Below are 12,488 nucleotides of genomic sequence, written 5' to 3' on the forward strand. Positions count from 1 at the left end.
TACTCTAGAAAACGCTCAAGGATAAAATTGATCCCACAGCTCGCGCATGGCGCTAGCGGGATCGGTCACTATGACGTTATTGAAATCTTTGATAAACGCATTACGTCGCTTAGGATCGGACAACACATCATAAGCATTTTTAACGCGTTCAAGTTGTACGGCGGCTTGCTGCTTTTCCTCTTCCGAGGCGCCTAACAACTTGTCGGGATGATATTTGTTTGACAGCCGTCGATAGGCTTTTTTAATGTCGTCTTCTTTGGCACTGGGTTTTATACCAAGCACACTAAAGTGGTTAATCATACTTGTACCTGCAGGCGATGGGGCTGATATCGCGAGATAAAAAGGGTTTGACTCTGATTATCTTTAAATTCGTGGAATTATGATTAGTCAGCCGTGGATGATAGCAGAAATCCCCACTCAGCGGCAAACGCGCGAGCAGGAATTTGTGCTTTAGTGAAGGGTTAAAAATCCTTTAAACTTTAATCTGTTGTGGTGCATGGATTAAGTCTACCGCTATGCTGTTGAAATCTGGTTATCAAGCCAGATTGACAGCTAACTTAACCTTGTTTTTAGGTGAGATAATGGCCCTCGATTAAGGGCAATATTTTAGTGCAGAATCCTTCGCTAAACGTATTCACACAGATCTAACCCACACTCGCTTCAGGCACGTTCGGCTGAGTTAACGCCGTAACAGCTAAGTCAGACTAGACACTAAACGTAGGTTCATCCCAAGGGTGAGCATTTGTTTTTGTTCTCGCTGTAAATCTTTCATAAACAAGCTGATTTTCCGCTTATGGCTTGGTAGTACTAGCATGAGTCCATCGGGGATCACTTTAATATGATCTAAGGTCAGCGTCTTAGCGATACGGCCAAGATTGAGCAAGACAGCGAGTCTAAGCAGGCAGAGTAGGCGATTGAGCGTGAGCTTATGGTTGGGATCGAGTTCAGCGAGCATTAATTCGTTAGGCTTCTTTCTGTGATTGGTGATAAGTCGTGCTAAATCCAGCTGTAATGCTTCACTAAACCCAGGTAAGTCACTGTTACTGATAATGTAACCGCCGTGTTTGTGCAGGGATTTTGAATTAATGTGTAATCCGATTTCATGTAAAGTCGCGCTATAGGCGAGCAAGCGCGCATGGGGCCTTAATTGCCATTCGTCGGCGACCTGTTCAAACAAGGCCATAGCAGTGTCGCGTACCTTAGCGGCGTGGGCCATATCGATATGATAAAGCTGGGCAATACTGTCGACGGTGCGGTGGCGAATATCCTGATACTGGCCAATCTTTGCCAGTTCATAGAGTACGCCTTCACGCAGTGCGCCTGGGCTAAACTCGAGCTTTTGTATCGGTAAGCGCCTAAAAAAGCTGATTAAAATGGCAAGTCCGGCGGGCACTAAGGGAATGCGTTTATCATCGACGTTGGCAAATTGGATTTGGCTAATATGGCCACATTTGATCAACTTGATTTTGAGCTGTTTGAGTCGTGGCAGCGTGATGGTTTCATCGCCGTGCTCTTCTTGAATTGCTTCGCAGATGGCTTTCACTGTACCTGAACTACCCAAGGTGAGTTCCCAGCCACCCGCGAAATATTCCTTTGAGAGCGACGCGAACTGCTTATCGGCCGCACTTTGGGCATCGCGAAATGAGGCTGGGGTGATGAGCCCATCAATAAAGAAACGCTCATTAAAACTCACACAACCGCAGCGCAGGCTAGATAACTGAGTTGGGGTATTTTTCTGGCCGATCACCACTTCGGTAGAACCGCCACCGATGTCGATGACTAAATTACTTTTCCCTAGCACTTGGCTTTGGGCAATACCGTTATAAATCAAACGCGCTTCTTCATGGCCCGAAATGACCTCCACCGGATAGGGCATGATGGCGAGCGCAGCCTCGATAAACTGATCGCGATTTTTGGCGATTCTCAGAGTGTGGGTGGCGACTAATCGCACTTGCGCTTGGTCGAGATTGGAAAATCGTTGGTTAAAATCCCTTAGGCAATTGAGCCCACGTTCTATGGCGTCATTGTCGAGAATATTTTGCGCATTGAGCCCAGTGGCGAGCTGAACCTGTTGTTTTTCTTTATGTAAAATCTGCAAACTGCCATCTTGCTCGCGGGCAATGACCAGATGAAAACTGTTCGACCCCATATCGATGGCGACAAAGTGGCGTGATTTAGAGTTTGCGAGTACATTGCTGGGCGTAGCGTGTGACTGTGTGTGCGAATATGTGGTTACCAATCGGATTATCCTTAGGCAATCAAAGCGATATAAAGCCAGCGGTTAGCTGGCTTTGGCCCGTAACTCAGGTGTTATGTCAGGCTGAGTTTTCACTTCTCGCTCAGCGGCACCCTCATGGGTGGACATACGTAAGGCATTAAATTCTTGCAGTTGGCGCTTCTCATAATTAATCAGATATTGATAAATGGCAATTTGAGAACGCACTTTTCGTTTGTTACCGCGATTCCGATAAGGATTACTTTGTTCCTTGTTAATCACACGTGCTTTAGTGTTGTCATTGAACTGTAAGGATAAAATATCCATTATCATCTGTTTTAGGCGCAGATCATAAATCGGCACACTCACTTCAACGCGATTATCTATGTTGCGGCTCATCCAGTCGGCGGAGCAGATGAAGAGTTTGTTCTCTCCACCCGCGTGGAACAGCATCACTCGTGAGTGTTCGAGGAATCGGTCGACGATACTATAGACTTCGATGTTGTCGCTGATCCCCGGAATTTGCGGTATAAGCGAACACATGCCCCGAATAAGTAACTTGATTTTGACCCCTGCCGCCGAGGCTTCATAGAGCTTTTGTACTAAGGATTCATCGAGTAAGTTATTTAATTTTAAGGTAATCGCCGCCTTCATATGGCTCTGGGCATTAACGATTTCATTATCAATTAAGTGACTCAGTTTTTGTCTGGCATCGTAGGGCGACACAATTAAATGCTGGAAATTATCGCGGCGATACGGATGTTCAATTAAGTCAAACACTTGCTCCACTTCACGGGCAATTTCTTGATTAGCGGTGAATAGCGACAAGTCAGTGTAGACCCGCGCCGTGCCTTCGTTAAAGTTGCCTGAGCCGACGTGACAATAGAGTTTGATTTCCCCTTGTTCTTCGCGGCCAATTAAACACAACTTGGAATGCACTTTTAAGCTGGTGATACCGTGGTGAACTTTGACGCCCGCTTCGGCCAAGATGCGGGTCCATTCGATGTTGGATTGCTCATCGAATCTGGCCCTGAGTTCAATGACGGCGGTGACTTGTTTGCCGTTCTTCACTGCATCTATAAGCGATTGCATTACATGGGATTTTTTCGCCACTCGATATAAATTAATTCGAATAAAGCGCACCGCCGGATCGTAGGCCGCTTGGCGCACCATTTCGGTAAAGTGGGAAAACTTATGGTACGGATAATTGAGCATGATATCGCCCATCCGAATCGCATCGAAACTGTTGGCACTGCGGCCAAAACCTGCACTATTGAGCGCCGGTAGTTTTTCGTTTTCGAGGTAGTCGCGGCTCGGGTTGGGGAAGGCGATAAAGTCTTTAAAGCTGTGGTAACGCCCGCCTGGGATCAAACATTCAGTCGAGCTGATGTTCAGGTTTTCTTTGAGCATCACCAACATGTGTTCAGGCATTTCTTTGTCATACACTAAGCGCACAGGCTCGGCGGTAAGACGTTTTTTCAATCCCTTGGTCATTTTCTCAAGCTGGGTTTGTTCAAGCTCGTCAGTGATATCAAAATCGGCATCGCGGGTTAACTTCATCGAATACACTTCGATAGCATCGTACTCGAAGAAGGGACCAAAGAGTTCATCTACGCAGTGGCGAATAATGTTATCTAATAAAATCAGATATTTTTTCGCTTTACTCTTTTCGGCTGGGAGTTCGATAAACCGCGGTACATTTTTAGTCGGCACTTCGACTAAGGCGTATTGGCGGCGAGCTTTAGTGAACAAACACACACACAAATAGGTGGCGTCGTCGTTGATTTGCTTGATCAGATCGCGATTATTATTGACCATAAGCGGCGCGATATGGCGTTTGAAATGGTCTCTAAAATGCTTTTTCAGCCAGTCGCTGTGGAACTCGCTTAATTGTTTCTCATTGATTAACAAAATATTACGGCGCACAAGTTCGCGCATTAAATCCGTGTATATGCCATCGAACCTTTCTTGCAATGCCATCACTTTCGATTGGATCTTGGCCATTAAATGGCGGCTGTTACTGCGACCTTCCTGCAGGGATGACAGCAAAATGGAGCGTCTGACCGCAGCCACACGCACCCTAAAAAACTCATCCATGTTATTGGAAAATATCCCTAAAAAGCGGACTCGCTCCACTAAGGGAACATTGTGATCGCAGGCTTCTTGCAATACCCGCTCATTAAAAGACAACCAAGAGAGTTCTTTATCAATCGAAAGTTTATCGGTATTCGGGGACACTGCACAGCTCCTTTAAGCAAGCGTCATGGCGCAATATACAATAGCATTCATCCGCCGTTGTGCAATCAGATTTACTGCCGACAAGTGAAGGAATTTCAATGATAAATATTGCGTACACGCCAAAATCAGTCTGGGATTTATCTGGGATAAAGATACGAGGGAAATATGTCAACTTGATGACGAGTGTGACAGAAATATGACCTTATGATGATCATCTTGGGTTGAGCTTAAACTCTGTTCGCGTCACTGCGATTTAAGCCTTGAGAAACTGTGCAAGCGTGGCTTACTGGAGAATAAATCCGTCAGTGTTAACTCCTTGGGCATTATCGCAAACTATGTTATCTTGCTCGGCTTTTTTATCGCGGGAGTATAAAGGTATGTTTGTTGGATTTGATTATGGTAGTGCTAACTGCGCCGTAGGGATCATGCTGGATGATGGTGTGCAGTTATTGGCGTTATCAGAGCAATCAGCTTATTTGCCTTCGACCTTATACGCGATGGACAGGGAACTGATCGCCGAGGCGGTTTATCGTGGCCTTCCCACTGAATTAAAAGCCGATTACGCCAAAAAGCGCGCCGCGCAATTGAGTCGCGCCCGTATGGTGCGCCATGAGTTAGATCTCGATGCCGATGTTCAGGCTGTATTTGTTGGCGAGCAGGCGGTGAGCGCGTATTTAGAGATGCCGGAGGAGGGATTCTATGTCCGTTCGCCAAAATCTTTTTTAGGCGCGACAGGGCTTAGACCCGAACAAGTGGCCCTGTTTGAAGATATTGTTACCTTGATGATGCAGCACATTAAAGTGCGCGCCGAATCTGTGTTAGTTGAAAAGGACCTTGTTAAACAGGGTAGCACTGCGATGATCACCCATGCGATTATTGGTCGTCCGGTGAACTTTCAAGGTATAGGCGGTGAAGAGAGTAACCGTCAGGCCGAAGCCATTTTGACCTTAGCGGCAAAACGCGCGGGTTTCATCGACGTTGATTTTCTGTTCGAGCCGTTAGCGGCGGGGATGGATTATGAAGCGACCTTGACCGACAACAAAACGGTATTGGTCGTCGACGTCGGCGGCGGTACAACGGACTGCTCTGTGGTAAAAATGGGACCCGCCCATAAACAAAAAGCGGATCGCAGTGAAGATTTCCTCGGTCACAGCGGCCAGCGGATCGGCGGTAACGATCTTGATATCGCCCTTGCAATGAATGCCTTTATGCCGCACTTTGGTTTAGGTTCCTTGATGATCAATGGCAAACCTATGCCCAGTAAAACATTTTGGAATGCGGTCGCAGTGAATGATATTAGCGCCCAGCGAGAATTCAGTACCTTAAGTAGCCGTAAATTGATTGATGAATTGGTTAAAGAAGCCGAGCAGCCACAGTTACTGAAGCGATTGTTAAAGGTGCAACAGCAGCAGTTAAGCTATCAACTGGTTCGCCAAGCCGAGCGTGCGAAAATTGCACTGTCAGATACCGATAATACTGATGTTAATCTGGATTTTATCGAAGCGGCGCTGCACGCAGGTGTGAGTCGTGAATTGTTTGAAAATGCCATTGAGCCGTCGCTGACGAAAGTGGAAGCTCTGATGCACCAAGCGCTCGCGCAAGCTGCAAAAACTTTGGCTGCAACAAATGTCGCGGTAAACCGCTCAGCAACAGAGGATTTATCCGCTGAAGCAGAGTGTAAACCCGATGTGATTTACGTGACGGGCGGTACGGCACGAAGCCCTGCGATTTATGCGAAAATCGCTGGTATCTATCCCGATATTCCGGTCGTGGTCGGCGATCACTTTGGCTCAGTGACAGCCGGATTAACCCGCTGGGCACAAAAGCTATTCGCTACGCATTAATATATAAGCGCTAGCATATCAGCACTAATGTAAAAGGATGTATGAATGAAAACTCTGTTGAAGTGTGCGTTTGCGGCCTCTGTAGGTCTATTGCTTGCGGGTTGTGGTGACGATGTGGGTAAGGTGAGCTTAGGGCTTTTTACCACTAAAGATGTGATTATTGATGCTAAAAACGATCCTAAAATACCTGGGGTGACTTGCCATATCAGTCGTATCGAAGCCAATTTAGATTTTGCTGATCCGTCCGATATGGGGATCAGTTGCCGTCAAACTGGGCCAATTACTGCGGCCGATCTGGCGAAGATAGACATGGGGAAACACGGCGAAGTGATTTTCACTGAATCCCTGAGTATTTTATTTAAGTCATTAAAAGTGCGCCGGATTTATGATGCACAAAATCAGACTCTGTTGTATTTGTCCTATTCGACGAAAGAGACCAATGGCAGCCATAAACATGCGCTCTCAACAGTGCCGCTTTATGGCTCTGCGGCTTGGGTCGATCCTGCATTAAGTATTGGAACGAAAGCGCATTAATCGCCCTAGAGTTTATGATTTAGCGGTTTATTTGCTATAAGCATAATGATATTGCAGTAAACATTCGTATTTGTGTCAGTATCGATAAGAGAAGGGGCGGAATATTTATTCCGCCCCTTTTTTATATTCAGCTAGCACTTAGCACATTAAATATCGTTACTTAGCTTTGGCCGCCAATACAGCGTTAAAACGTTCAAACCCAGCACTGAGATCGGCGATTAAATCAGCGGGATCTTCTAAACCAATATGTAAACGGATCAAAGGTTTGCTCGCATCCCATTGAGTCGCTGAGCGGATTTTTTCAATACCGAAAATGCCGAGGATTAAACTCTCGTAGCCGCCCCAAGAAAAGCCCATCTTAAAGTGACTCATATTTTCAACCAGTGCGGTGACGGCATCGCCATCGCCCTGTTTTAAGATAAAGGAGAACAAGCCGTTGGAGGCACTAAAGTCGCGTTTAAAGAATTCGTGCCCAGGGCATGTCTCGAATGCGGGGTGACGTAGATGATCGACTTCTGGCCGGGTTTTCAACCAGTTGGCCACTTGCAGGGCATTTTTTTCATGTTGCGCCATACGCACGCCTAAGGTACGTAGGCCGCGGGCAGCAAGGTACACATCGTCTGGCGATGTGGTTTGTCCCATCAAATAACTGTGTTCACGTAATTGTGGCCAGTATTTTTCGTTGGCCGTGGCCGTGCCTATCATCACATCCGAGTGACCGACGATATATTTGGTCGCCGCTTGAATTGAGATATCTACACCCATTTCAAAGGGTTTGCTATTGATGGGCGAGGCCCAAGTGTTGTCCAGCATAGTGATCAACCCATGTTCGTGTGCGATGCGGCACAAGGTCGGTACATCTTGCACTTCCATGGTGATGGAGCCCGGAGACTCTAAAAACAGTACCTTAGTATTGGGGCGAATGAGGTCGCGAATGCCTGCGCCAATCAGCGGGTCGTAGTAAGTGGTTTCGATACCAAAACCGCCGAGAATATGGGTGCACAGATCCCGCGTTGGCTCATACACGCTATCAACCATTAGCATGTGATCGCCGGCTTTTAAAAATGACAATAACGCCGCACTGATCGCCGCAGCGCCAGAAGGATACAGCGCCGTACCGACGCCGCCTTCTAGTTCGGCAATCGCGGCCTGAAAGGCAAAATGGGTTGGGGTGCCACGGCGGCCATAAAACATCTCGCCATTGGTTTTATTTTTCGCGGCGTGGCGCATTTCATCCATGGTTTCGAAGACGATAGTCGAAGCGCGAAAGACGGGCGGATTGATCACGCCTTTGGTCCATTTTTTGTCTCGACCTAAGCTGACGATTTGAGTGGCTTGATGATGTTTATCTGTCATTGGATCATTACCTTGGCATTTAGGTTGAACGAATAGGTTGAACAATTTGGGAGAATAATTGGCGTTTCTAATCGATTGTTATGGCGGTCATCTTAGCATCTGCCCGCATAAATGACAGGAGGCGCGTGATGAGTTTGGCTCATGTTATTGGCCTCCTGTATTTTAGCTGTTGAGATTATGACGCAGGGCTTAAAAGCTGTAACACGCTTAACTTAAAGCCCGCATGTTCTTAATTTAAAGGTAAGGTGACAAGGATATCCACACCATTATGTTCGCTGCGATTACGGGCAAGGATTTGCCCTTGGTGGAACTCGGCGACCAATCGCGCGATATACAGACCTAAGCCTAGGTGGGGTTTATCTTGGGCTTGATTAATCCGTACCGACACCATGGAATCGAAAATCTGCTCCGACATATCAATGGGCAGTTCAGGCCCTAAGTTACTGATAAGCAGAGTTGCTTGCTTACCCACTTGGGTGAGTGTGACTTCGATAGCACTGTCTTTATGGCAAAACTCAATGGCGTTGGCGATAAGTTTGTCCATTAACTGGGCGATATATTCTGGCACACCTTGCATCATCAGTGGTTGCTCGGGCACTTTCACACTAAAGCCTTGTTCTGGATAGGTCATTTGATAACCTTGCATACAACCGCTGACCACTTGGGAGAGTGGGAACTTAGTGATATCGGCTTGCGTTAAACTCTGCTCTAAGCGTGTTGCCTCGCTCATGTTGTTTAAAATCATGCTTAAGCGGCTGACACCTTCTTGGGCGCGGTCGACATATTTTTGCGTGTCTTTATCTAAAGTCTGCAGGTTTAAATGCTCAAGGGATGAACGCACTACAGCCACGGGCGTGCGCAACTCATGGGACAGGCGCGACGACATGTTTTCTAGATAGTGAGTGTACTGACCCAGTCGTCCCACAATGCTAGAGAAGCTACGGGACAGATCGCCAATTTCATCCCGAGCCTTCGACGGTTTGAGGTGATTACGCACACGGCCTTGGCTATCGATGGCGTTTTCGGCTTCATCGCGCAATTTACGGATGCGGTTAGAAATACTCGAGGCGAAGAAGAACAGCGCCAAAGTGCCCATGCTCATAATGGTCAAAATCACGTTAAAGAGCTTTTCTAGCGCTCGGTTACGTAGAGTTCGAATTCCGTGGGTGGTTTCTTCGGCGACGACGGCCCCCATCACATTGTTATCAATCCAAATGGGGCTCGCGGCGGCGAGTACCACAGCTTTGTTGTCTGGGGTTAACCGCCAAGTCGAACTTTGCTGACCCGCGAGGGCTTTTTGGATATGACTGCCGTCAAGCTCGGTGGAATCTTGTAAGGAATCAATAAAGTCTTTGGGCGGTTTAGTGAGAATTTTATAGTACAGCGGATGCAGATAATCACGCTTGAAGGTATCCCACAGCGCGGTGCTCTTTTCATCTTCTAAGGTGCGGGTCCATACACTGTCATTAGCGCGAATGTCGCCGGATTTTGCCAGTACGCGACCGTGTTTATCGACCACCCAAATACGTGAGCTATAGTGGCTCATGCCTTTGATAATACTTTCAATTTCCGGTGATGGTACCAGCACAGTGCCGAGATTGTCGACCGTATCTAAGGCCGAGGTGCCGACAACTGCAGCGACATCACGGTATTTGCTGTCGTTGACATCGGCAATGGCAAATCCGAGTTTGCTGCCGACCATGTCTAAGGGAATACGCAGCTCGACATTGTAGCCCACATCTGTCGTCGCCCATTGTCCTTGGATACGCACCTCAGGTGTAACAGGCACAGTTTGCTTAGGATTAGCGGGTAATTCGAAGGCGCTGATCCAGCCGGGTTGAGTCGTGGCAACGATATAGCGTTTGAATTTATTGTCGGGCGCGAGTGTCGCAATCGAGAGATGATCGTTTCTATCGACACTTAGGGCATTTTTACCCCGCAGTACCACGGTTGGATCAATGACTTGAAAAAAAGCATACAGATAACCATCGTATTGGCCGACCATGTGGGTAAAGCTTAAGGTCAGGGGGGCGTTCGGATCGGCACGCATAATTTGGTGCGCCTCACCGTATTTGATAAATCTGTGCTGATATTCCTGCCATTCGTTGAGTTTGCCGTCGAGTAGAATCGCCCCCGCCAGTGGATAGGCGTATAGATCGCGGCTTTTTTCTACTTGCTTTAAAAAACTCGCTTGCCCATCGAACAATTTCGGCCGCTCGTGCAGCGCGGTGGCCAGTGCTTGAGTGGTGCCTTCTAAGGTGCGTTCTTGGCCGTGGCGAAGATACTTTTCCATTTCCCACACATATTGGTACCCCAGCCAAGGTAGGCAGAGCAAGAACAGGCTAAGGCCGATGACTTTAGTGCGTAGACCAAAGGGGAAACGTGTCATAAGTTAGGGATCAGCATTAATGGGTTTAAAAGTTCATTCATCCAAGGTTATCTGGTTCAACGCCGCGCGCTTAAAGGTTGGTTAAGCCATAGATCAGGCCAAGCTGTCCCAGCGATAACCCATACCATAGACAGTATCAATACAATCAAACTCTGGCGCGGTAGCGATAAACTTTTTGCGAATGCGTTTCACATGGGAGGTGATAGTGCTGTCATCGACAAAGATTTTAGCCTCTTGCATTAATTCATGGCGACTGCGTACATGGCCTGGATGTTTGGCTAACGCATGCACCATCCAAAATTCGGTCACAGTAAGTTCGATTGGTAACTGGTTCCAATAGACTTGCATGCGGTTGGCATCAATGGTCAGCGGGCCACGTTCGAGCAGGTTTTCCTGCGCCGTTTGGCTGGCCGCAAGTTCAGATCGTCGAAACAATGCGGCTAGTCGTGCGGTTAAATGGGGAAAACTCACTTCTTTACTCAAGTAATCATCGGCGCCTAAACGCAGGCCACACACAGTATCAAAGTCACTGTCACGGGCGGTTAAAAAGATGATCGGCAGCGTGCTCGACATGGCGCGCAATGACTGACATAGCATAAAGCCGCCGTCAATTTCATTACCTAAGCCGATGTCGATAATGGCTAAATCCGGTAAACGGGTATTAAAGGCTAGCATGGCCGATGGTCTGTCGGCGTAGGTTTGCACGCTGTAACCGTGTTGTTGCAGCACGTCCTTGTAATTCTCGCGAATGGCCGCTTCATCTTCCACTATGGCGATACGCTTCATAGAGCCGTATTCCTATTGACTTGGGGGAGTAAGTTTTCGTGACTATACAGGATTTTACCCGAGAAAAAAGGCCACAAATGCAATTGCCATTTTGTTGCCACAATTGATAGTTGTATTGCCATTTTCCATCCCTGCTCATGCCATTCCACTTGTGTTTAATAGCCCCATTCAGTTTTGTACCCGTTTGACCTGATGTGGTGTTGAGTGGATTGCTTCAGGTACGAGTCCAAGCTCAGCTAATAATCAAAAAGGAATGAGATGATGAAAAAGACACTAATTAATCTATTGGTTTTGAGTTTATTAAGCACACCTGTAGCCAGTGTGTCAGCGCGGGTTTCACTTCAAAACCAAGTGATAGGACAAGACCTCACCCTAGAAAATGATGCCTATGTTAGCGGTATCGCGATGGATGACGAATACGCAAGCGAGGACGAACAACCGGAAGCCTTAATTGGCCTCGGTGGTGGAGCCTTAGTAGGGGCGTTAGTCGGTGGTCCAGTGGGGGCGATTATTGGTGCGTTCACAGGCACCTTAATTGGCAAATCGGTCAGCGATACAGACACTCTGCACGTTCAGCAAAGACAGATCCATTTGCAAGAGTCCCAGTTATCCGAGTGGAGTGTAAAACAGCAAGCCGCTGAAAAACGGGCGAGCGAATATACCAAGGCGCAGCAAGAGCTGGATGAGTTGCTGTCAGCGCAACGTCAATTGCTCAGTGAACTCGCCTTGGGGCTTAGCGTACAGTTTCGTACCGGTTCCTCTGAGGTTGAATCGCATTTTTTGCCCCAATTAGATGATGTGGCTGAGGTGATGAATTTGTCACCAGAACTCAATCTTGAGCTGAAGGGTTATGCCGACCGCCGTGGTGATGAGAGTTACAACCAAGCCCTTTCTGAGCAGCGTCTACTGGAGGTGCGTGGCTACCTGATTAAGCAAGGCGTCACTGCCGAGCGTATGACCACTCAAGCCTTTGGCGCTTTATCGCCTTTGCAAGCCGACCAAGACAGAGAATCGGATGTGTTCGACCGCCGCGTGACATTAACACTACAGCCTCATTTGGCCTTGACGGCGAGGCATGCTGCTGACTAGCGGTCAATTTAAGCAGTCCATTTTACGTCGTTCATAT

General features: G+C 47.6%; 9 protein-coding genes. 3 read left to right on the top strand and 6 right to left on the bottom strand.

Annotated features, from left to right (window positions below; genetic code table 11):
* Positions 1-15 precede the first annotated feature (15 nt).
* The 3 genes from atcJ to ppk1 form a co-directional block, all read right to left on the bottom strand.
* Positions 16-300 carry a cold adaptation protein ActJcold adaptation protein ActJ gene (atcJ, locus tag HGO26_RS06285; RefSeq protein ID WP_006081330.1) on the bottom strand — a complete coding sequence of 95 codons (285 nt, stop codon included), beginning with the start codon at positions 298-300 and terminating at the stop codon, positions 16-18.
* A gap of 394 nt (positions 301-694) precedes the next feature.
* On the bottom strand, positions 695-2,239 hold the full coding sequence (gene ppx, locus HGO26_RS06290) for an exopolyphosphatase (RefSeq protein WP_028760274.1): 1,545 nt from the start codon (positions 2,237-2,239) through the stop codon (positions 695-697).
* A gap of 42 nt (positions 2,240-2,281) precedes the next feature.
* Positions 2,282-4,453 (bottom strand): polyphosphate kinase 1, encoded by a 2,172-nt coding sequence (gene ppk1 / locus HGO26_RS06295; RefSeq protein WP_168823985.1) that lies wholly within the window; start codon positions 4,451-4,453, stop codon positions 2,282-2,284.
* 377 nt (positions 4,454-4,830) lie between these two features.
* Between ppk1 and yegD the strand changes: the two genes are divergently transcribed.
* Together yegD and HGO26_RS06305 are read left to right on the top strand one after the other, a co-directional pair.
* Positions 4,831-6,297: a molecular chaperone gene (gene yegD, locus HGO26_RS06300; protein WP_168823987.1), complete on the top strand. Its 1,467-nt coding sequence runs from the start codon at positions 4,831-4,833 to the stop codon at positions 6,295-6,297.
* Between the two features lie 45 nt (positions 6,298-6,342).
* Complete coding sequence (locus HGO26_RS06305; protein WP_113941505.1) at positions 6,343-6,831, top strand: CreA family protein; 489 nt, start codon at positions 6,343-6,345, stop codon at positions 6,829-6,831.
* Positions 6,832-6,987: 156 nt separating this feature from the next.
* On the opposite strand, the gene HGO26_RS06310 is transcribed toward HGO26_RS06305, so the two are convergent.
* The 3 genes from HGO26_RS06310 to pdsR form a co-directional block, all read right to left on the bottom strand.
* A complete protein-coding gene (locus tag HGO26_RS06310) occupies positions 6,988-8,187 on the bottom strand; it encodes a cystathionine beta-lyase (protein WP_168823989.1) in 1,200 nt (399 codons plus the stop codon).
* A 229-nt stretch (positions 8,188-8,416) separates the two neighbouring features.
* Entirely contained in the window at positions 8,417-10,576 is a 2,160-nt protein-coding gene (gene pdsS, locus HGO26_RS06315; protein ID WP_168823992.1) for a proteobacterial dedicated sortase system histidine kinase, read from the bottom strand.
* A gap of 93 nt (positions 10,577-10,669) precedes the next feature.
* A complete protein-coding gene (gene pdsR / locus HGO26_RS06320; protein ID WP_006081337.1) occupies positions 10,670-11,362 on the bottom strand; it encodes a proteobacterial dedicated sortase system response regulator in 693 nt (230 codons plus the stop codon).
* 258 nt (positions 11,363-11,620) lie between these two features.
* Here pdsR and pdsO point away from each other — a divergent pair, with 258 nt between their 5' ends.
* The gene (pdsO, locus tag HGO26_RS06325; protein ID WP_168823993.1) at positions 11,621-12,451 is read left to right on the top strand and encodes a sortase-associated OmpA-like protein PdsO; all 831 of its coding nucleotides are present in this window, start codon (positions 11,621-11,623) and stop codon (positions 12,449-12,451) included.
* The last annotated feature ends 37 nt before the right edge of the window (positions 12,452-12,488 follow it).

The organism is Shewanella oncorhynchi (assembly GCF_012584455.1).
Taxonomy (GTDB): domain Bacteria; phylum Pseudomonadota; class Gammaproteobacteria; order Enterobacterales; family Shewanellaceae; genus Shewanella; species Shewanella oncorhynchi.